Genomic DNA, 20,446 nt, shown 5'->3' on the forward strand with positions numbered 1-20,446 from the left:
GCGCCCCAGTAGAAGGCGTGGTGGGACTTGTCCATGCCGTAGCCGGCGATCTCGCCCAGGCTCGAGCGATTGACCGTGACCCGTGAGGCGCCGCACCGGACCGGGGTGCCGTCCATCAGCCGGAGTGGTTCGTACCAGGTCGGGACCTGGCGGGCCAGCCACAGCGCCGCCGCCGACAGTTGCGGGCCCAGAGCACGCACCTGCCGGTTGTACTGAGACTGCGACGGCAGCCGCGGGAACAGATGACCGATCCGGCCCGCCGCCACCCGCAACCAGTACCGTTCCTGATCGCAGCGCAGCAGCACCTGCGCCACCGCCACAACCACCGCCTCGGCCGAGGTCAGCACCGCCGGACGCCCACGGCCTCGGGGGCTTTCCCGCGAAGGCATCACATGATCATCCAGATAGACATAGAGTGCGATCAGAAGGGCGTCTAAGTCTGTCTTCACACACCGACCATGGACGCCCTTCGTCATGCCCGCAGCCGATCACCGAATTTCACATCAACGATCTAGTCCTCCAGGTCCACCGAGCGGCCGCTGTCGGCGCCGATCTCGGCGATGATCTGGTCCACGACGTCGGCCGGGATGGCCGAGTCGACGGTCAGCGCGATGAGCGCCTTGCCGCCCTTGGCGTCGCGGGCCACCTGCATCGAGGCGATGTTGATGCCCTGCTCGCCGAGCAGACGGCCGACCACGCCGACGATGCCGGGGCGGTCGGTGTAGGTGAAGAACGACAGGTGCGCGGTCGGCTCGATCTCCATCTCGTAGCCGTTGACCTCGACGATCTTCGTGACCTGGCGGGGGCCGGAGAGCGTACCCGACACCGAGACCTGGCGGCCGTCCGCCAGGACGCCGCGGACGGTGACGACGTTGCGCCAGTCGGGGCTGTCGGAGCTGGTGACCAGCTCGACGTGGATGCCGCGGTCCTTGGCCAGCAGCGGCGCGTTGACGTAGGTGACCTGCTCCTCGATGACGTCGGCGAAGACGCCCTTGAGCGCCGCCAGCTCGACCACGCGCACGTCATGGGAGGCGATCTCGCCGCGCACCTCGATGTCGAGCTTGGTGGCGACCTCGCCGGCCAGCGCGGTGAAGACGCGGCCCAGCTTCTCGGCCAGCGGCAGGCCCGGCTTGACGTCCTCGGCGACCGCGCCGCCCTGGACGTTGACCGCGTCCGGCACGAACTCGCCGGCCAGCGCCAGCTTCACGCTCCGCGCGACCTGCGTGCCGGCCTTCTCCTGGGCCTCGTGCGTGGAGGCGCCGAGGTGCGGGGTGGCGACGACCTGGTCGAGCTCGAACAGCGGGCTGTCGGTGCAAGGCTCCTTCGCGAACACGTCGAGACCGGCGCCGGCGACCCGGCCCTCCTTGATCGCGGAGTAGAGCGCACCCTCGTCCACGATGCCGCCGCGGGCGACGTTGATGATCCGTACGCTCGGCTTGACCTCGTGCAGCTCCTTGTCGCCGATGAGACCGAGGGTCTCCTTCGACTTGGGCAGGTGCACGGTGATGAAGTCGGCCTGCTTGATGGCCTCCTCCAGGCTCACCAGCCGCACGCCCATCTGCGCGGCGCGGGCCGGCGGCAGGTAGGGGTCGTAGGCGATCAGCTCGACGCCGAACGGCTGCAGGCGCTGGGCCACGAGCTGGCCGATCTTGCCCAGGCCGAGGATGGCCACGACCTTCTCGTCCAGCTCGACACCGGTGTACTTGGACCGCTTCCACTCCCCGTTCTTCAGCGCCGAGTGGGCCTGGGCGGTGTTGCGGGCGGAGGCAAGGATGAGCGCGATCGTCTGCTCGGCGGCGCTGGTGATGTTGGAGGTCGGCGCGTTGACGACCATGACACCGGCCTTGGTGGCCGCATCGACGTCAACGTTGTCGAGGCCGACACCGGCGCGGGCGACCACACGCAGCTTCGGCGCCGCGGCGATGGCCTCGGCGTCCACCTGCGTGGCGGATCTCACGATGATCGCGTCCACATCGGCGATGGCGGGCAGAAGCTGGGAGCGGTCGGCGCCGTCGGTGTGACGGACCTCGAAGTCCGCGGCGAGCACGGCGAGGCCTGCTTCGGACAGCTCCTCGGCGACCAGGACGACGGGCTTGTTCACAGTGGATCCTTAGGGCATGCGGCGGGCTGTGGAGGGGCACTGCGGCGGGCCCCTCGGGATCCCTCAGAGTGTATCCGCGCTTGTGAACGCGTTCACGAGGGTCTTGGGATCTGAGACGTACAGCACGCTGATACCGCAGCTGGGACGGGGGATACGAGGGTGACGAGTACCCCGCTCCGGGGAATCTCATCCATCCCGTGGCCATCTTTGTCTTGATCGGGAGATTTATTCGCTATTAGCCTGATAAGCCGTGGCCAACTACCTATGGTTCGTCATATGAGCATCGGGAACCCCGCTCTCGCCGACGTGCTCGCCCAGCATGGCAGTCCCCATCGCCTGCTCGGCGCCCTCAGTGATGGTGGAGTCCTCGTTGCCGTGCGGCCAGACCGATCAGTCGTGCTCGGCACGACACAGGCAGGTGACCGAGTACTGCTCGGGTACACCAGCCCGATGACCTACGCCCGGCATCGAGGCAGCCATTCCCTCTCGGCGTGCGACGCCGACACCATCCTGGACATCCAGCGGGTCACCGGGGTGCGCGAGATCGTGATCGACGCTGCCGGGCCCGCCGCGGCAGCCGTACCGATCGACGATCTGCAGCGCTTCCTGCGATCCACCAGGACGGGACCCACACCGGTGCTGTCGGCCGCCGCCCCGGCGGCCTACGCGACGGGTGCGATGGCGACGGTCTCGCGCGGCGGGGACATGTTCCGGCCCGCGCACAAGACCGCCATGATGCCGGAGGCGCCCGCCCAGCCGTGGATCCCGGCGCCGCGCCCCCACCTGTCCGGGCCGATGCAGCAGGTGGATCCCGGATACCGGCGCTGCACCCATCCCATCCTGCCCGCGTTGCGCCAGGCGATCGCCCAGTTGCTGGGCGACTACCCGCTCGTGCACCACGTGTGGATCTCCGAGGCCCGCACGGCGTCGGGCGCGACCGGGATCATGCTGCACGTGAAGGTGCACATGTCGGCGGCCGAGGACGTGGTGCGCGACCTCCACAGGGGCGCTCGGGCCAGGCTGCCGCAGTTCGCCGCCAGCGGGGCGCCGATCCTGATGGCCCGCGTGGCCGACGCGCGCAGCGAGCAGCGCATGGTGGAGATCGGCGCGCACGTGGTCTGCGCGGACGTCACCGACTGAGCGCGTTCTCCCGGGACCGAGCGGACGCCGGTTCCGGGCGTTGGGCCTTACCGAGCAAGGGCTCGGTAGGTTTGAATGTGAGGCATGATCGCATCGGCGGCGAACGCCCCCACGGTCCCGCGCGGCGTGCGGCTGGGCTACGGCGTGGGCTCCTTCTGCACGGCCACCTTCGCCGCCGTCCCCGGCCTGCTGCTGCTGTACTACATGACCAACTTCCTGGCGGTGCCCGCCTGGCTGGCCGGTGCGATCGTGGCCGCGCCCAAAGTCTGGGACCTGGTCATCAACCCGCTGGTGGGCCGCTGGTCGGACCGCACCCGATCGCGCCTCGGGCCGCGCCGTCCGTGGATGCTGGCCGGTGCGCTCACGCTGCCGCTGGCTTTCGTCGCCGTCTTCGCCGGTCCGCCGTTGCGCGGCCTGCCGGCCGCCCTCTACGTGGGCGCCTGCTTCCTGCTCGCCGCCACCGCGTACGCGCTGTTCGAGGTCCCGTACAAGGCGATGCCCGCCGAGATGACCGAGGACTACCACGAGCGCACCTCGCTGCTGCAGTGGCGCATGGTCTTCATCGGCGCCGCCACCGCCATCAGCGGCATCCTCGCGCCCTCGATCGTCAACAGCCAGGGCGAGAACGGCACCCTCGGCAGCTACCGCCTCATGGCGGTGACGATCGCGGTGATCATGTTCGCCGCGATGCTCGGCTCCTTCTTCGGTACGGCCCGCGCCCCCATGACCGGCGCCCCCGAACCCGACGGCGGCCGCCTGTGGGAGCAGTTCAAGGCGGTCCGGCGCAACCGGGCCTTCATCTGGCTGCTGGCGCTGAGTTCGACCCAGATGCTGGCCGTCAGCATGATGCTGGCCGCCGCGCCGTACTTCGCCGCGTACACGGTCGGCAACCCCAAGGCGACCACCACGCTCTTCGCGGTGCTGGTCGGGCCGATGCTGCTGACGATGCCGCTCTGGGTCTGGCTGTCGAAGCGCTTCGACAAGCGGGGCGCGATGGTGCTGGCCGCGATGATCTACGCGGGCGGGACGGCGCTGGCCGCCGCCACGCCCGTGCTGGGGCCGGTCTTCGCGCATGTGACGTTGCTCCTGGTCGGTGCGGGCATCGCGGGGGTCCAGCTGTTGCAGTTCTCGATGCTGGCCGACGTGGTCGCGGTGGACGCCGCGGTCACCGGCAAACGGCGCGCCGGGGTGTTCACGGGGCTGTGGACGGCCATCGAGAGCGGCATCGCCTCCTTCGGCGCGCTGTTCTTCGGGACGGTGCTGTCGATCGGCGGCTTCATCGAGTCGGATCCGAGCCGCCCGGTCACACAACCTGACACTGCGGTTACCGCAGTTTTGCTCGGTCAGACCGTGGTGCCCTCGGTAATCATCCTGTTGTCTGTTTTCATGACACTGAAGTACCGCCTGCCGAGGGACGTCCCATGGACCGATCAAGCCTCTACCACCAGGCCCGCTATGCCCTGAGGCATCCGGACCGGATCTTCCCCCACCTGCGGCGCCTGAGCCGCGACACCTGGCTGCGCCTGCGCACCGACGACCACGTGGCCTACTACCGGGCGGTCATGAAGTCCGATACCGCCCGCAGCGCCGAGGCGGCCGTGGGCTCCAAGTCACACGAGCGCTGGATGAGGCTGGGCCAGATGCAGTTCGACTACCTGGTCCGCCACGGCCTGAGCCCCGAGCACCGCATGCTGGAGATCGGCTGCGGCAACCTGCGGGCCGGTCGCCTGTTCATCGACTACCTGGATCCCGGCAACTACTACGGCCTCGACATCTCCCCCGACATCCTCGTCGCCGCCCAGGAGACCCTGGTGACACACGGGCTGCAGTCCCGCCTGCCCCACCTGACACCGGTACGCGACCTGCGCCTGGGTTTCCTGCCCGACGCGCACTTCGACGTCGTGCACGCCCACAGCGTCTTCTCACATTCGCCGCTGGAGGTCATCGAGGAGTGCTTCCGGCACGTGGGGCGGGTGATGAAGCCCGAGGGGTGGTTCGACTTCACCTTCGACCGCACCGAGGGCAAGGAGCACCAGGTGCTGCGGGAGGACTTCTACTACCGCACCGAGACCCTCGTCGCCCTGGCCGACCGCCACGACCTGGACGCCGTCTTCATGGCCGACTGGGAGACCCTCCGGCACAAGCAGTCGAAGATCCGGGTGACCCGCCGGGCCTAGTCCTCGTCGGTCTCCTTGGGCGGTGGCGGCTGCCGGCCGGAGACCTTGAGGGTGAGCGCGTGGACTTCACGGTCAAGCCCCTCAAGCTTGTCCAGCCGCCGATCCACATGGTCGAACCGCACATTCATCTCATGCCGCAACCCACCGACCTCGGCATGCATCTCATTCCGCACACCCGCGAACTCCGCCACCATCTCCTTACGCAACCCACCGATCTCAGCGTGCATCTCCTTACGCAAGCCGCCGATCTCGGCATGCATCTCGTTCCGCAGACCGCCGATCCCGGCCCGCATCTCGTTCCGCAGACCGCTGAACTCGGCGCGCATCTCGTTGCGGAGGCCGCCGATCTCGGCTCTCGTCTCGCCTGCCAGGCCGCTGATCTCGGCCCTGATGGTACGCAAACACAGGCCGATCATGGTGGCCAGAGCGGCACCCATGAGGCCGATCATGGTCCAGATCTGCGCCATGGTCATCATGTTAGAACCCCCTCCGCCAGGTGTCACCGGTTGGTGACCGACTGTGACAGCCGGGCGGAGGGGGCCGAAGGGCAGAACGGGGTTCTGTGGATAACTCAGGCGATGCGGCGTGACAGTGTGAGCCGGGTGCGGGTGAACGCTCCGGCGATCACCGCCGCCACCAACGGCAGGACGATCACCGTGACGGCCAGCAGGGGCCACGGGAAGACGATCTGGCTCAGGCTCGTCGGCTCCGGTTCCTCGCCGGTAGCAGCGTTGGAGATCTCCGACCAGGCCAACGCGACGCCCGTGACCGTCCCCGCCCCGAGGCCCACCACGGTGCCGAGCAGCGTGATGTAGGCCGCCTGCGCGGCGACGACCAGCCGCCTGGTGACGGGCGGGGCGCCCACCGCCGACATGGTGTCCAGGTCGCGACGCATGTCGGCCGCCGCCAGCCCGGTGGCGGCGAAGGTGCCGCCGAGTGCCAGGACCAGCGCCGCCACGGCCATGGCCCGGAACAACGCCTCGAAGTCGTTGCGGTACCCGGTCTCCACCCGGGCGAAGACGCCCCAGGCCAGCGACTCCATCTCCTTCTGGAACGCCGTCGGGTCGGCGGGGGTGTAGGCGGCGTAGAGGCGGCGGGGGCTGACCTGGTAACCGGCCTTGGTCAGGGCAGAGGGCGGGACCAGCGCCCCTTGGAGCAGCTTGTCGGACGGGCGCACCAGGACCGCGGGAACCCGGATGTTCGACGCCGCCCCGCCGCCCTCGCCGAGGAACTCGAGCTCCAGCCCGCCGTCCTTCACCTCTTCGGGGCGGAAGACGATCGCCTTCCCCTCCGCCAGGGCCGCCTCGGCCTTGGCGTCTCTGCGGCCCAGGGCGAGGGCGAGCAGGTCGGCGTCGCCGATCGATACCTCGTGCAGGGTGAAAGCCTGGTGACACTCATCGCAGACCTTCATCGGTTCGGAAACCCCGAGGTTGCCGATCCGCCCCCTCTTGGTGTGTACGGCGTAGCCGGGCACGAACGTCGTCCCCGAGAACCGCTTCTCCACCGTCGCCCGGAGCTCCGCCCAGGCCCGGTCGTCCGCGGTGAGCGCCGAGACGGAGACCGTGCCCGCGGGCATCCTGGCGCCGTACCTGTCGCGTGAGTGCGCGTCCAGGCTGGTGAAGGCGATGCCCACCGCCACCAGCGTGGTGGTCACGCCCATGACGGCGGCGGCGGCGGAAGCCGTACGGACGCGATGGCGGGTGGCGTCGCGGACGGACAGGCGCAGCGAGAGTGGCAGCCGCGCGGCCAGGCCCGCGCTGCGGCGGACCAGCCAGGGCATGAGCGCGACCAGTCCGAGCTGCACCAGCACGGCGGCGGCCAGGATCATCGTGAAGAGCGACCGGAGCGCGAAGTAGGTGGCGACCAGACCGGCGAGCACGAGCACCAGCCCGAGCACGGGCTTGCCGGCACGCTCGCGCGGCATGACGTCCTCGCGTCCGGCGAGCACCTCGGCGGGGGACTGCCGGGCGGCCTGGACGGCCGGCACGAGGGCGGCGATGACGCCGCTGGCCAGGCCGAGCAGGGCGATGCCCGCCACATACAGCCATGGGATGTCGATCGGGCCCACGGTCGACACGACGGGGATGATCGACGGTCCGGTCACGCCCGCCGCGAGGCCGAGCACGAGGCCGGTGACGGTCGCGATCCCGCCCAGGACGAGGCCGTCTGCCAGGACGATCGTGCGCAGGTGGCCGGGCGAGGCCCCTTGAGCGGCGTAGACGGCCAGTTCCCTGCGCCTGCGCCGCAGGGAGACCGCGAAGGCGGGCCCGGCAAGCAGCACGGTCTCCAGCACGATCATGACGACGCCCGCGCCGATGGTGATGACGTTGGCGACGGTGCGGTCCTCCGGCCCGTGGGGCTGCGGGAAGCCCGTGTCGGGCGGCGGGCCGGCGATGACGGCGCGCGAGTGCACGACCAGTCCGGCCTGGCCGAGCTTCTTCACCTCGGGCCAGAGCACGGGGGCGTCGGCGTCAAGGAGGAAGCCGGTCCCCTGGCCGTCGCGCTTGTCGAACAGGATCGTGCCGCGTTGGGCCACGAGCTCGGTCCTGGCCACCTCGAACGGGTGGGCGAGCACGCCGACCACCTTCACCGGCCGGTACTGCCTGCTCACCTGGAGGGTGTCACCGAGCCGCATCCCCCTGCCGGCGAGCGTGGCCGAGACCGCGACCTCGCCGGGCGCGGCGGGGAAACGGCCACCGACCAGTTCGCGCATGCCGCGGGTCATGGGGTCGCGCAGGTCGATCTCGAGCGCGGGCACGTTCAGGTAGGTCGCGCCCTGGCGGACGTCGACCGAACCCGTGTCGTAGGTGATCAGGCGGCCCCGCACCAGCGCAGCGAGCTGTTCGATCTTCCATTCGAGCGGCTTCACGCCCGCGTCGCCGCCGGGAGGGGGCTCGCCGAGGAAGGAGACGAAGTCTCCTGAGGCGTTCTGAACGATCGGCCAGCGGGGGTTCTGCGTGATGATGTGGGCGTCGGCCGACCCGAGGCGGGTGTCCAGGCCCTCGCGGAAGCTCACCATACTCGTGTCGATGCCGGTCAGCAGGGCGGTGAAGACGAGAACCGGCAGCGCGATCATCACCATGACCAGCGCGCTGCGTCCCTTGGCGCGCAGGCTGTCCCTTCGCGAGATGCGCAGCGCGGCGCGGAAGGCGCTCATCGGGCGCTCTCCAGCGGGACCGCGGTCGAGTCGGCGATCTCGCCGTCGCGCAGGAAGACCACCTTGTCGGCCCAGCCGGCGTACCGGGGCTCGTGGGTGACCAGGAGGACGGCCGCCCCGGCGTCGCAGCGGCCGCGGAGCAACTGGAGGATCTCGTCGCCGGTGGCGGTGTCGAGGGCGCCGGTCGGCTCGTCGGCCAGCAGCAGGCGGCGCTCCCCCACCAGGGCGCGGGCGATCGCCACGCGCTGGCGCTGGCCGCCGGACAACTCCTGGGGGAAGCGGTCGGCGATGTGGTCGAGCGCCACCTCGGCCAGCACGGCCAGGGCCTCCTGGCGAGCCTGCCGGGTGCGCACGCCGTCGAGTTCGCGGGGCAGCATCACGTTCTCGGCCGCGGTGAGGGCGGGGATGAGGTTGAGGTCCTGGAAGACATATCCGACGCTACGGCGCCGCAGCGCGGCCAGGTCGCCCACCTCGGCCAGGTCGTGTCCCTCGATCACGACGCGCCCCGAGGTGGGCCGGTCGAGCCCCCCGGCGAGGTTGAGCAGGGTCGACTTGCCGGAGCCCGACGGGCCCATCACCGCGACCAGCTCGCCGGGCGAGAGGTCGAGGCTCACCCCGTTGAGCGCGTGCACCCCCTCGTGCACGCGGGCCACGTCCTGCAGACTCACCACGGTCATGCCTTCTTCTCCTTGAGAACGGCCTCGCAATGGTCCAGCCAGCGCTGTTCCGCCTCGGCCTTGAAGATCGTCGAATCGAGGACGAGCCGCTGTGCCAGCCCGCCGGTGTGGGCCCGTTTGGCCCTGGTCAGCTCCTGCAGCGCGCGCATGGTGGCGGTGCGCTGGGTGAGGATGACGCCGGCCACGTCCGTGTCCCGGGCGGCGACGGCCATGGCCAGTTTGATCACGAGCTCGTCCCGAGGCCGGTCGGACTGTGCGACGGGGGTGCTGAACCATCGCTCCAGGTCCTCCCGACCGGCCTCGGTGATCGTGTAGACGGATCGCCCCTGGTCGTCGGCGCCGCCGGGCTCGACCAGTCCGTCACGTTCCATGCGCGAGAGCGTCGTGTAGACCTGGCCGATGTTCAGGGGCCAGGTCGCCCCCGTCGACGCCTCGAACTCCTGCTTGAGCTGGTAGCCGTAACGTGGCCCAGCGCTCAGGAGTGCCAGCATTCCGTGTCTGATCGACATGGATACTGAGTATGCATACTCAGTATGCGTATCGCAAGAGATCCTCGTATTCTGGACAGGGAACGCTCCTCAGGCCGATACTCAGGGAATGAGCTCGACGCATCCCCCGTTCCGCGCATCCGACGGGGAACGTGATCGCGCGATCAACGAGCTCCGTGACCGCGCAGTCGAGGGACGCATCTCTCACGACACTTTCGTCGGCAGGGTGGATCAGGCGTTGCGCGCGCAGAACCAGTACGAGCTCGACGAACTGGTCGCCGACCTGCCTCGCAGAGCCACCCTGCGGCAGCGTCTGACCGACATGGTCTCGGCCGTGTCCGACCTCACGACCCGCGTGCAGGCCGCGTGGCGGCGTCCGCGCCTGCCCCGGCTGGCGCTGCCTGACGACGAGCGGGTGCGCTACGTCGTGGGCCGCGGCTCGGCCTGCGACCTCGTGCTCTCGGACCTGACGGTCTCACGCATCCACGCGGAGCTGCGGCGCGAGGACGACGGCGGATGGATGCTGGTCGACCTGGGCTCGCTCAACGGCACCCGGCTGAACGGCTGGCGCCTGGTGGGCCCGGCGAAGGTACGCTCGGGTGACGAGATCGCCTTCGGCGACTGCGGTTTCCTTCTGACCTCGGGTCAACCCTCCGCCTAAAATACGGATATTTGCGGATTACAGGCTGCCCGCGCTGGTCGATGATCCGAGCGAGTCCTCTCAGCTCATTGGAGATCACATGCGGCGCACCTCCGCCTCCCTCGCCGCGGGCGCGCTCGTCGCGGCCCTCGCGTGGGCTTCCTCGCCCGCCACACCGGCCACCGCGCTCGACCCCGCCGCCGGCGTGGCCGACCTGGCCACGGACATCAACAAGATCCTCGCCGACTCCCGCCTGACCATCGCCCGCGCGGGCGTCGTGGTGAAGAGCGCGGCCAACGGCGAGGAGCTCTACGCCACCGACGCCGGCAAGTTACTCATCCCCGCCTCCAACACCAAGCTGTTCACCGCCGCCGCGGCCGCCGAGACGCTCGGTCTCGACCACCGCTTCACCACCTCCGTACTGTCCTCCGGCCGCAAGGTCGGCTCCGTCCTCACCGGCGACCTCGTCCTGCGCGGCACCGGCGACCCGACCATCCTCGCCGAGGACTACGACCGCCTGGCCGCCGCCGTCGCGGGCAAGGGCATCAAGCTCGTCACCGGCAAGCTCGTCGCCGACGACACCTGGTTCGACGGCCAGCGCCTCGGCAACGACTGGGCGTGGGACGACGAGACCGCGTACTACGCCGCGCCGATCTCGGCCCTGACCGCCTCCCCCGACCGCGACTACGACGCCGGCTCCATCGTCGTCTCGGTCGCCGTCGCCGGCTCGGCGGTGAAGGTCTCCACGACGCCCGAGACGGACTACTTCAAGATCGTCAACCGGGCCACCGTGGGCGCCGAGACCAACGTGCTGATCGAACGCCAGCACGGCACCAGGACCGTCGTCATCACCGGCACCGTGGCCGACCCGTACGACGAGTGGGTGGCGGTCGACGACCCCACGGCCTACGTGTCGACGCTGTTCCGCAAGGCGCTGGCCAAGCACGGGGTGAAGGTCCTCGGCCCGACCACCTCCGCCGCCGCGCCCTCCGGCGCCGCCGAGCTGGCCGAGCACGAGTCGATGCCGCTGAACGAGCTGCTGGTGCCGTTCATGAAGCTGAGCAACAACATCCACGCCGAGATCCTCGTCAAGGCGATGGGCCGCAAGGTCGCCGGACAGGGCACCTGGCCGGCCGGCCTCAAGGTCACCACCGACTTCGCCAAGGCCAACGGCGTCCAGGTCATCAACATGCGCGACGGCTCCGGCCTGTCCCGCCGCGACGGCTTCACGCCCACGTCGATCACGCAACTGCTGAGCGCGGTGCGGGCCAAGCCGTGGTTCCCCGCGTACTACAGCTCGCTGCCGATCGCGGGCGAGCAGGACCGCTTCGTGGGCGGGACGCTGCGCAGCCGTATGCGCGGCACACCGGCGGCCGGGAACGTCCACGCCAAGACGGGCTCGCTCACCGGCGTCACCTCCCTGTCGGGGTATGTGACGAGCGCGGACGGGGAGCCGCTGGTGTTCTCGATCATGCTCAACCAGTACCTGTCCGGCGCCCCGAAGGACCTCGAAGACAAGATCGCCATCCGCCTGGCCCAGTTCTCCCGCACCAACCCCACCACGTCGGCGGAGCTCCGTTCCACAAGCCCCTCGCCGTCCGGCGATCTCGAATGCTCCTGGCTGAAGCCCGCCGTCTGCTGACCCCCTTCCATCTTCCATCCGTTACGGCAAGCCGCCCCGCCCCCACCCCCGCACGGGGCTGGGGGCATTCCAGGGTCACGGCAGGCAGGCCGCGCGTGGCCGGCCGCCGTTACGCCCGCCCAGCCGGCCGCCTACGGGGTTGGACCACTTGGCCGGTCGGGGCGGGCCGTTGCGGCGGGGACCACGTGCGACGTGAGAAGCGATCCCCACGATCGGCCTGCGCGCACGGCGGCGGGTGGGGGTGGGGCGGCTTGCCGTAACCCCGAGGGGGCGGTTTTGGGGGTTGGAGCCGTAACCCGACGGGGGTGGTTTTGGGGGTTGGAGCGGTACCCCGAGGCGGTGATTTTGGGAGCGACGCGCGGCCGGGGATCTAGGTTTACCCAGGTGCGGGGGAGTTTTGTTACGAATGGGACACCTGGGACTCCAGGTATAGGGCGGTTTTTCGGGACATGCCCGATGTGTGCGCACCAGAATGCGGGTTCGAAGCAGCGTCTAACCCCCCATCGGAGGACAACGTGCGCAGACAGCTCCAGGCACTTGCCTGCCTCGGAAGTCTGGCGGCATTGAGCACTTCCGTCACCGCCGCCCACGCCGCCACCCCCACCACCGGCGCGGAGCTCTGCCAGATCGTCGCGGCCAAGCCGTACATCGACGGCAAGGGCATGGTGCGCGGGGCTGCCGCGCGCAAGGGCTGCGACGACCCCGCCCGCCTGCGGGTACGGATCAAGCAGGCCCGTCCGGGCCCCGACCGCACCGTCAAGAGCGGCTCCAAGGTCATCACCAACGGCAGCATCGTGGCCGGAATCCGCTGCACCACCACCCCGCGCACCTTCTACGTGATCGCCCTCGACTCCACCGGCCAGACCAGCAGGTCCAGGCCCGTGCGGCTGTCGTGCTCCACTACCCCGACCCCGACACCGACCCCCACGCCGTCGCCCAGCCCCACGGGCACCCCGGCGCCCACGCCCACCCCCACGAACGGCGGCGGCGTCGGCTCGGCCGTGGAGGAAGAGGTCGTCAAGCTCACCAACGCGGCCCGCGCGGCCGGCGGCTGCAAGCCCCTCACCCACGACCCCAAGCTGAACGCCGCCGCCAGGGGCCACTCGGCCGACATGGCCGCGAAGGGCTACTTCTCCCACACCTCCCAGGACGGCCGCTCCCCCGGTGACCGCATCAAGGCCGCCGGATTCGGCTCGATGAGCGCGTGGGGTGAGAACATCGCCATGGGCCAGCGCACCGCCGCCTCCGTCGTGGACGGCTGGATGAAGAGCCCCGGTCACAAGGCGAACATCATGAACTGCAACTACACCCACATCGGCGCCGGCCAGGACCCCAAGGGCCCGCACTGGACCCAGGTCTTCGCCCGCCGCTGACCCCGCCCCGGCCACGGGAGCGCCGGGCGGCCTCCTCCGTGCGCGAAGCGCCGGAATCCCACCTCGCCCAGGCGTTCCCCTCCCTGCGGGCCCGCCCTCCGTCCCTACCGCACAGGGATCGAGGGCGGGCCCGCGCCCTCGCCGCCCCTGCCGCACAAGGGGCCTGAGGGCCGCCCAAGCGGTCCGCGCCCCCGGACACCCTGCCGCCACTCCCCCCTCGGCGGTACGGCGGGCGGCGCGGACCGCCGGACTTGACCCTCACACCGTGGCAGGCCGTTCACTGACCGGCATGGTCACCTACCTGGGCTCCGGCCCCTACTGCTACAGCAACTCGCTCGCGATGGCGCTCGGCGAGCACGCGCCACCCGTGAGCGTCATCGAAACGCTGACCGGCTCCCCGTTCGGAGCACAGCTCATCGGCGGCGACACTCCCTTCTTCGACCCATACGCCTGGGACCCCGAGATCGGCCTGGACACGGCGATCGAGGCACTCGGCTGGACCTGCGTACGCACCTCCGGCGGCACCCCGTCAGAAGCCCTGGCCCGCCTGCGCGCCACCGGCGGTCCCGCCCTGGCCGGCCCGCTCGACATGGAACTGCTGACCTACTCCCCGGAACCCGGCGGCGACCACTACGTCATGGTCCTCGCCGTGGACGGCGACACGGTCCTCCTCCACGACCCGGAGGGCTTCCCTTACGCCACGCTGCCCGTCGAGGACTTCCTCAAGTCCTGGCAGGCCGAGTCCGTCATGTACGAATCCGAGGGCTTCGTCCTGCGCACCGGCTTCACCCGGGTCCGCGAGGTGCCGTTCATGGACGCGCTCCGCGACTCGCTGCCCGGCGCGGCCCGCTGGCTGGCCGGGCGCGACGACCTGCCGATCCCGCCGGGCACCCTCGGCGGCGCCGAGGCCGTGCACGCGCTCGCCGATCTGGTGGAGTCCGGGCTGCCGCCGCGGACGCGCGGACTGCTGACCGGCTTCGCCATCAGGGTCGGCGTGCGCCGCCTGGCCGACGCGTCGACCTGCCTCGGCCTGCTCGGCCTGCCGGAGTCCGCCGAGGTGGCCCGCGAGCAGGCCCGCCTGCTGGGCGCCTTCCAGTATCCGCTCACCACGGGCGACAACCCGGCCGCGGCGGCGGCACTGCGCCGCCTGGCCCCGACCTACGCGACCCTGCACGACAAGCTGCTGGCCCGCAGGTAGGTCAGCCGTCCAGGAGGGCGAGGAAGTCGCGCAGGATGGCGGGCAGTTGCTCCCGTTCCCGGCGCGGGAGCCGCTCGAACACCTCGCGCTGCGCCGCCAGCCCCGCCGTGACGGCCTGGTCGGCCACCTCCAGCCCGCGCGCCGTCAGCGTGATGACCAGGCCGCGCCGGTCGTCGGGGTCGGGTGACCGGGTGACCAGCCCGGCCTTCTCCAGCCGGTCGAGCCGCCCGGTCATCCCGCCGGAGGTCAGCATCAGCGACGCCGCCAGCACCTTGGGCGCCAGCTGGTACGGCTCGCCCGACCGCCGCAACGTGGCCACCACGTCGAACTCGCCCCGGCTGATCCCGAACCGCGCGTGAACCTGCTCCTGCCGGGCTCCCATCCGCTGTGAGATGCGGTAGATCCGCCCGAACACCTCCATGGCCTGGGTGTCCAGGTCGGGCCGTTCTTGGGCCCACTGCTCGATGATGCGGTCGACGTCGTCCACGGTCCCCATAATAGCTTGCATCTAAGTAGCTTAAGGCTAAGATACTTAGGTATGAGAGACTTTCGGCTTGTCGCCTTCACCGCGGTCGCGCCCGCGCTCTGGGGCACCACCTACCTCGTGACCACCGAGTTCCTGCCCGCGAACAGGCCGCTGCTGGCCGCTGCCGTCCGCGCGTTGCCCGCCGGACTGCTGCTGATCGCCACCGTGGCCCTGCTCGCCGGACGGCTGGCGCTGCCGAAGCACGCGTGGTGGTGGCGTTCGGCGCTGCTCGGGTTCCTGAACATCGGTTTGTTCTTCGCCTTGCTCTTCGTCGGCGCCTACCGGCTGCCCGGCGGCGTGGCTGCGGTCCTCGGGGCGCTGGGTCCGTTCGTGGTGGCCGCCTTGGCGTACCTGCTGCTGCGTGAACGGCCGGGCGGGCGGGCCATGGTCGGCGCGGTCATCGGCGTGGCCGGAGTGGCGCTCCTCGTGCTCCGCTCCACGGTCGCGCTGGACCCGATCGGCCTCGCGGCGGCGGCCGCGGGGATGGGCGTGATGTCGCTGGGCACCGTACTGGGGCGCCGCTGGGGCGCGCCCGAGGGCTTCGCGAACCGCTCCACCGCGCTGCTGGCGCTCACCGGCTGGCAGCTGACGTGGGGCGGGCTGCTGCTGGTGCCGTTCATGTTCCTGATCGAGGGGGCGCTGCCGTCCTTCACGCTCACCAACCTCGGCGGCTTCGCCTACCTCACGCTCGTCGGCACCGCGCTGGCGTATGTCCTGTGGTTCCGCGGCGTCACCACGCTCGCCCCCACCCGGGTCACGGTCCTCGCGCTGCTCAGCCCGGTGGTGGCGGCCGTTCTGGGCTGGGCCGCGCTCGGCCAGTCGCTGTCGCCCGGCCAGCTCCTCGGGGCCGTGGCGGTCCTGGGTGCGATCCTGCTGGGCGCCTCCCGGCCACGCCGCCGCACCGAGCCGCCCGCCGAGACCACGGCCGAGCCCGTGGCCTCGGTTAGGCGAGCGTGAGCTTGATCAGCTCTCTGCGAGAGGAGATGCCGAGCTTGGGATAGGCCTTGTAGAGGTGATACTCGACGGTCCGCGGGCTCAGGAACAGCTTGGCCGCGATCTCCCTGCTGCTGGCTCCGTCGGCCGCCAGCCGTACCACCTGGAGCTCCTGCGGCGTCAGCCGGTCGAGCAGGTCCGCGGCGGCGGGCGTCGCGGCGGAACCACCGGCGATCCGCAACTCGGCGCGCGCCCGATCGGCCCACGGCCGCGCACGCAGCCGCTCGAACGTCTCCAAGGCCGACCCGAGCAGCCCCCTCGCGTCGGCGCGGCGCCGCTCCCGCCGCAACCACTCGCCGTAGAGGAGCTCGGTCCGCGCCCGCTCGAAGGGCCGGCTCGTCCCCTCATGCAGCCGTACGGCCCGCGCGAAGTGAGCCTCGTCGTCGGTCAGCAACGCCAGGCAGCGCTCGGCCATCGACAGCGCCCAGGGCTGCCCACCCGCGGCCGACCACTCACGCAGCCCGCGCAACGGCTCCCGCGCCGCCTCCGGCGCGCCCACCCTGACGGCGGCCTCCACGAGATCCCCGGTCGCGCCCATGAGCACGCCCGCGTGCCCGCCGGGCCCGCGCCGGGCGGCGAGCAGGCGGTCGAGCGCCTCCTGGGGACGTCCGAGGCCCAGGTCGAGAAGGCTCAGCATCGTGTCGGCGGCGACCCTGCCGGTGGCGGTGGAGTGGCGGGTGAGCTCCAGGCAGCGTTCCTCGTCGCCCTCGATCGCGGCGATCCTGGCCAGGACCGTGTCGAGCTGCCCGGCGCGGCGCCGCAACCCGGTGTCACGGGCGATCGCCGCCGCCTCGGCCACGGACGCCTCGGCGTCGCGGTGGAGCCCGGCCACGACCTGTATCTGGGCGAGCGCCTGGAGGGCGTCGGGCAGCGCGCCGACCAGCCCGTAGCGGCGGCACATGGCCACCTCCTCGGCCGCCCTGGCGAGGGTGGCGTCGTCGTCGCCCACGATCCAGCCCAGGTGCACGGCCCGCATCCGTGGTACGCCCTCGTCCTGCGCGGCGGTCCTGAGCAGGCGTACACCCTGGGAGTGGTCGCCGGAGATCAGGGCGGCCATGCCGCGCGCCGCCGGGTCCGGCCGTCCCAGGGACTCCAGGCGGTCGGCGGCCACCGCCACGATGTCCGGCATCCCGGCGAACCAGGCGTAGTCGGCCGCGGTGCGCAACATCCCGGCCGCCACGTCCACGGGCGCCGATCCGGCCGCATGCACGAGGATGGCGGCCGCGTCGCCGGCGTCGCCGCGTTCGAGCTCCACCGCTGCCCGCACCCGCGCCGCCGTGGCCGGCGCGGGCCCTTCCGAGGTGAGTGAACGGCTCTGCCCGGCCAGGTCGGCGGCGAGGTCGACGTCACCGGCGGACAGGGCGAGCGTGGCGGCCTCGGCCAGACGTACGGCGCGCTCGTCCAGGCCGGGGGTGAGGTGGGCGGCCTGCCGGTAGAGGTGTGCGGCGGCGGCGCAGGCGGTACGGAGCCTGGCGCGCTCGGCGGCGGCCACCAGTTCCGCCGCGGTCTCCTCGTCGGGGGCGATCGTGACCAGGGACAGGTGCAGGGCGCGCGTGTCGGGGTCGTCGGCCGCGTCCGCCAGCGCACGGTGCGCGGCCATCCGCCGGGCCATGGGCATGCCGCGATAGGCGGCGGTGGCGATCAGCGGGTGCCGGAAGGCGATCCCGGCGCCGGTGACCCGGATCAGGGCGGCGCGCTCGGCGGGCTGCAGATCGTCGAGCCCGGCCCCCAGTTCCTCCCCCGCCGCCAGCACCGCCCGCAGATCCCGCCCATCCCGCCCAGTCCGCCCTTCCCGCCCCGAAGCACCGGAAGGCGTGGAAGCACGGGAAGGGCCGGAAGGGCCAGCAGAGCCGGAGTGGCCGGAAGCACCCGTAGGGCCGGAAGCACCGGAGTGGCCGGAAGCGCCGGTGGGGCCGGACTCGACGTGGGCGCTGCCCGCGGCGGCCGCGAGCAGCAGCATGAGCTGCGTCCGCTCCGGCAGCACCGCGATCTGCGCCCGGAAGGCCGCCAGCACCCGATCGGCCACCGGCAGCGGCTCGCCCCGCCCGCCCTCAGGCGCGGCGGCGGCGAACTCGCGCAGCGCCAGCGGGTTGCCGCCCGACTCGGCCAGCACCCGTTCCCGCAACGCCGGCGCCAGCCCGTACGCGCCCAGCAACCGGCCGGCGTCATCGGCCCCGAGCCGGCCGGGCCGCACCTCGGCCAGTCCCGGAGCGTCGAACCCCTCCTGCCGCGCGGCGAACACCATGGCCACCCCGTCCGCCCCGAGCCGCCTGGCGGCGAAGGTCAGCGCGTCCGTGCTGGCCCGGTCCAGCCACTGCGCATCGTCCACCAGGCACAACACCGCCCGATCGACGGCCAGCTCCGCCAGGAGCGTCAGCACGGCCAGCCCGATCCTGAACCGGTCGCTGGGCGCCTCCTCGGCCGCCGGGCCGCCCAGGACGGTGTGCAGCGCGCGGGCCTGCGCCTCGGGCAGGTCATCCAGGCGGGACTGCAACGGCCACAGCAGCCCGACCAGCCCGGCGAACGCGAGGTCGGCCTCCGCCTCGATGCCGGTCACCCTGACCACCAGCAGCCCGGCCGCCGCCGCCCGCCCGGCGGTCCAGTCGAGCAACGCCGACTTGCCGATCCCCGCCTCGCCACGCAGGACCAGCGCCCCGCTGCGTCCCTCCAGGGCGTCGGTGACCAAGGCCCCGAGCGCGGCCTGCTCGGCGTGCCTGCCGTGCAGCACGTGGCCCACCGGACACCCCCGAAGTTCCGTAACCCAACCCAGAAATCCTACTGATTCGCGGTACGTAGACCTTTCCTACGGTGGTGACCAGCCGTTTTAAGGAGTTTGACCGTGAATGAGAAACGTGGGATGAGCCTGGCTCTCCTGGCGTTCGCCAACCTGATCACCTCCCTGGATTTCACCATCGTCTACGTCGCCTTGCCGGACATCGCGCGGGAGGTCGGGTTCACCCCGCACTCGCTGCAGTGGGTGGTGAGCGCCTACGCGGTGCTGTTCGGCGGGTTCCTGCTGCTCGGCGGCCGGTTGGCGGACCTGGTGGGCCGGCGCAGGATGTTCGCCGCCGGCCTCAGCCTGTACGGCGTGGGCTCGCTGCTCGGCGGCCTTGCCCCCTCGCCCGCCCTGCTGATCGTGGCCAGGATGCTCCAGGGCCTCGGCGGGGCCATCCTCGCACCGGCCACGCTTTCCCTGGTCAACACCATGTTCCCGGCCGGCAGGGCCCGTACCAGAGCATTGACCGTGTGGGCGACCGGTGGTGCGGCGGGGCTGAGCCTCGGCTCGCTGCTCGGCGGCGCGCTCACCAACTGGCTCGGCTGGCAGTGGGTCTTCTTCGTCAACGTGCCGCTGGCCCTCATCGGCCTCGCCCTCGCGCCGGGCCTGCTGGTCGCCGACGGCGCGCGGGAGCGCGGGCGGACCTTCGACCTGCCCGGCGCCCTCACCGGTACGGCCGGCGTCACGCTCCTGGTGTTCGCCGTCGCCCAGGGCCCGGAGGCGGGCTGGACCTCGGCCCCGGTGATCGTCTCGGCCCTGCTGGCCGTGGCCCTGCTGGGGGCGTTCCTGGCGGTGGAGAAACGCAGCTCCAGCCCCCTGATGCCGCTGAGGCTGTTCGGCAACCGGAGCCTGAGCGCCGCCGCCGTGGTCATCCTGGTGTTCGGGCTCACCCTGCAGGCGATCCCGTACTTCCTCACGCTGTACTTCCAGGGCGTGCTCGGGTTCAGCGCGCTGCAGACCGGGGTCGCCTTCCTCGGCCCGACCCTGTCCATCACGTTCGGCAACACGATCAGCGAGCGCCTGATCGGCCGGCTCGGCACCAGGACCACGCTCATCGCCGGTCTCGTCGCGGGCGCCGCGGGCAGCGCGCTGCTCGGGCCGGGGATGACGGCGGACGGGTCGTACCTGACCGTGCTGGCCGGCATCGTGGTCGTCGGCCTGGGGATGGGCCTGATCTACCCGGCCATGTTCAACGCGGTCGGCAGCGGTGTGGACGGCTCCGAGCAGGGCACCGCCTCCGGCATCGCCAACACCGCGCTCCAGGTGGGTTCTGGCGCCGGGCTGGCGGTGCTGGTGGCCGTGGCCAACGCCGGGCTTGGCGGGCTGTCCGGTGAGGCGCTGCGCGCGGCCACCGCCGACGGCCTCGCGGTCGCCGCCTACGTCGCCGCCGCCGGATCGCTGCTCGGCGTCCTGGCCGCGCTGCGCCTGCCCGGCCTGTCCAGGACCCCGGTCCTGGCGGAGGAGAGCGTCTAGACGCCTGAGGGGTGGGGGGGGGGGGGGGGGCCCCCCCCCCCGCAGCCACGGCAGGGCGAGCGACAGCGACAAAAAAGCCCCCAGG

General features: G+C 71.5%; 16 protein-coding genes and 1 pseudogene. 9 read left to right on the forward strand and 8 right to left on the reverse strand.

The genetic code is table 11. The features are described 5' to 3' along the window. Window positions 1–476 (reverse strand): annotated as a pseudogene (locus tag ACFWYW_RS18450) (hypothetical protein); the annotation flags it as partial. A gap of 35 nt (window positions 477–511) precedes the next feature. Beyond that, window positions 512–2,101, reverse strand: a complete 1,590-nt coding sequence (gene serA / locus ACFWYW_RS18455) for a phosphoglycerate dehydrogenase (protein ID WP_379641016.1) — start codon at window positions 2,099–2,101, stop codon at window positions 512–514. A gap of 276 nt (window positions 2,102–2,377) precedes the next feature. On the opposite strand from serA, the gene ACFWYW_RS18460 reads away from it, so the two are divergent. The 3 genes from ACFWYW_RS18460 (at window position 2,378) to ACFWYW_RS18470 (ending at window position 5,418) form a co-directional block, all read left to right on the forward strand. Next, on the forward strand, window positions 2,378–3,241 hold the full coding sequence (locus ACFWYW_RS18460; RefSeq protein WP_184960434.1) for a hypothetical protein: 864 nt from the start codon (window positions 2,378–2,380) through the stop codon (window positions 3,239–3,241). 84 nt (window positions 3,242–3,325) lie between these two features. After that, a complete protein-coding gene (locus tag ACFWYW_RS18465; protein ID WP_379612003.1) occupies window positions 3,326–4,705 on the forward strand; it encodes an MFS transporter in 1,380 nt (459 codons plus the stop codon). Continuing rightward, a complete protein-coding gene (locus ACFWYW_RS18470) occupies window positions 4,663–5,418 on the forward strand; it encodes a class I SAM-dependent methyltransferase (protein WP_379612004.1) in 756 nt (251 codons plus the stop codon). Before ACFWYW_RS18465 ends, ACFWYW_RS18470 begins: the two co-directional genes overlap by 43 nt. On the opposite strand, the gene ACFWYW_RS18475 is transcribed toward ACFWYW_RS18470, so the two are convergent. The 4 genes from ACFWYW_RS18475 to ACFWYW_RS18490 form a co-directional block, all read right to left on the reverse strand. Then, on the reverse strand, window positions 5,415–5,885 hold the full coding sequence (locus ACFWYW_RS18475; RefSeq protein ID WP_379612005.1) for a hypothetical protein: 471 nt from the start codon (window positions 5,883–5,885) through the stop codon (window positions 5,415–5,417). The two genes, ACFWYW_RS18470 and ACFWYW_RS18475, sit on opposite strands and share 4 nt — an antisense overlap. A gap of 104 nt (window positions 5,886–5,989) precedes the next feature. Further along, window positions 5,990–8,575, reverse strand: coding sequence for an FtsX-like permease family protein (locus ACFWYW_RS18480; RefSeq protein ID WP_379612006.1), 2,586 nt, complete (start codon window positions 8,573–8,575; stop codon window positions 5,990–5,992). Next, window positions 8,572–9,252, reverse strand: a complete 681-nt coding sequence (locus ACFWYW_RS18485) for an ABC transporter ATP-binding protein (RefSeq protein ID WP_379612007.1) — start codon at window positions 9,250–9,252, stop codon at window positions 8,572–8,574. The genes ACFWYW_RS18480 and ACFWYW_RS18485 overlap by 4 nt, the downstream gene beginning before the upstream one ends. Beyond that, entirely contained in the window at window positions 9,249–9,761 is a 513-nt protein-coding gene (locus tag ACFWYW_RS18490) for a PadR family transcriptional regulator (protein WP_379612008.1), read from the reverse strand. Before ACFWYW_RS18490 ends, ACFWYW_RS18485 begins: the two co-directional genes overlap by 4 nt. An 88-nt stretch (window positions 9,762–9,849) precedes the next feature. Here ACFWYW_RS18490 and ACFWYW_RS18495 point away from each other — a divergent pair, with 88 nt between their 5' ends. From ACFWYW_RS18495 to ACFWYW_RS18510, 4 genes are all read left to right on the forward strand, one after another. After that, on the forward strand, window positions 9,850–10,401 hold the full coding sequence (locus ACFWYW_RS18495) for an FHA domain-containing protein (protein ID WP_379612009.1): 552 nt from the start codon (window positions 9,850–9,852) through the stop codon (window positions 10,399–10,401). Window positions 10,402–10,480: 79 nt separating this feature from the next. Further along, a complete protein-coding gene (dacB, locus tag ACFWYW_RS18500) occupies window positions 10,481–12,022 on the forward strand; it encodes a D-alanyl-D-alanine carboxypeptidase/D-alanyl-D-alanine-endopeptidase (protein WP_379612010.1) in 1,542 nt (513 codons plus the stop codon). A 563-nt stretch (window positions 12,023–12,585) separates the two neighbouring features. Then, window positions 12,586–13,395 (forward strand): CAP domain-containing protein, encoded by an 810-nt coding sequence (locus tag ACFWYW_RS18505; RefSeq protein ID WP_379612011.1) that lies wholly within the window; start codon window positions 12,586–12,588, stop codon window positions 13,393–13,395. 265 nt (window positions 13,396–13,660) lie between these two features. Beyond that, complete coding sequence (locus ACFWYW_RS18510; protein WP_379612012.1) at window positions 13,661–14,593, forward strand: hypothetical protein; 933 nt, start codon at window positions 13,661–13,663, stop codon at window positions 14,591–14,593. Window position 14,594: 1 nt separating this feature from the next. On the opposite strand, the gene ACFWYW_RS18515 is transcribed toward ACFWYW_RS18510, so the two are convergent. Continuing rightward, window positions 14,595–15,089 (reverse strand): MarR family winged helix-turn-helix transcriptional regulator, encoded by a 495-nt coding sequence (locus tag ACFWYW_RS18515; RefSeq protein WP_379612252.1) that lies wholly within the window; start codon window positions 15,087–15,089, stop codon window positions 14,595–14,597. A gap of 42 nt (window positions 15,090–15,131) precedes the next feature. Here ACFWYW_RS18515 and ACFWYW_RS18520 point away from each other — a divergent pair, with 42 nt between their 5' ends. Further along, window positions 15,132–16,076, forward strand: a complete 945-nt coding sequence (locus tag ACFWYW_RS18520; protein ID WP_379612013.1) for an EamA family transporter — start codon at window positions 15,132–15,134, stop codon at window positions 16,074–16,076. Here the strand turns inward: ACFWYW_RS18520 and ACFWYW_RS18525 are convergent. Next, entirely contained in the window at window positions 16,063–18,849 is a 2,787-nt protein-coding gene (locus ACFWYW_RS18525; RefSeq protein WP_379612014.1) for a LuxR C-terminal-related transcriptional regulator, read from the reverse strand. The two genes, ACFWYW_RS18520 and ACFWYW_RS18525, sit on opposite strands and share 14 nt — an antisense overlap. Before the next feature lie 102 nt (window positions 18,850–18,951). Here ACFWYW_RS18525 and ACFWYW_RS18530 point away from each other — a divergent pair, with 102 nt between their 5' ends. Beyond that, window positions 18,952–20,361: an MFS transporter gene (locus ACFWYW_RS18530; protein ID WP_379612016.1), complete on the forward strand. Its 1,410-nt coding sequence runs from the start codon at window positions 18,952–18,954 to the stop codon at window positions 20,359–20,361. The last annotated feature ends 85 nt before the right edge of the window (window positions 20,362–20,446 follow it).

The sequence above is a fragment of the Nonomuraea sp. NPDC059023 genome, from assembly GCF_042740095.1.
Classification (GTDB): Bacteria; Actinomycetota; Actinomycetes; order Streptosporangiales; family Streptosporangiaceae; genus Nonomuraea.

Bases quoted from the DNA above. Each gene is read 5' to 3' on its own strand.
- ACFWYW_RS18460 (WP_184960434.1), top strand. From the start codon at position 2,378: ATGAGCATCGGGAACCCCGCTCTCGCCGACGTGCTCGCCCAGCATGGC.
- ACFWYW_RS18465 (WP_379612003.1), top strand. From the start codon at position 3,326: ATGATCGCATCGGCGGCGAACGCCCCCACGGTCCCGCGCGGCGTGCGG.
- ACFWYW_RS18470 (WP_379612004.1), top strand. From the start codon at position 4,663: ATGGACCGATCAAGCCTCTACCACCAGGCCCGCTATGCCCTGAGGCAT.
- ACFWYW_RS18475 (WP_379612005.1), bottom strand. From the start codon at position 5,885: ATGGCGCAGATCTGGACCATGATCGGCCTCATGGGTGCCGCTCTGGCC.
- ACFWYW_RS18480 (WP_379612006.1), bottom strand. From the start codon at position 8,575: ATGAGCGCCTTCCGCGCCGCGCTGCGCATCTCGCGAAGGGACAGCCTG.
- ACFWYW_RS18485 (WP_379612007.1), bottom strand. From the start codon at position 9,252: ATGACCGTGGTGAGTCTGCAGGACGTGGCCCGCGTGCACGAGGGGGTG.
- ACFWYW_RS18490 (WP_379612008.1), bottom strand. From the start codon at position 9,761: ATGTCGATCAGACACGGAATGCTGGCACTCCTGAGCGCTGGGCCACGT.
- ACFWYW_RS18495 (WP_379612009.1), top strand. From the start codon at position 9,850: ATGAGCTCGACGCATCCCCCGTTCCGCGCATCCGACGGGGAACGTGAT.
- dacB (WP_379612010.1), top strand. From the start codon at position 10,481: ATGCGGCGCACCTCCGCCTCCCTCGCCGCGGGCGCGCTCGTCGCGGCC.
- ACFWYW_RS18515 (WP_379612252.1), bottom strand. From the start codon at position 15,089: ATGGGGACCGTGGACGACGTCGACCGCATCATCGAGCAGTGGGCCCAA.
- ACFWYW_RS18520 (WP_379612013.1), top strand. From the start codon at position 15,132: ATGAGAGACTTTCGGCTTGTCGCCTTCACCGCGGTCGCGCCCGCGCTC.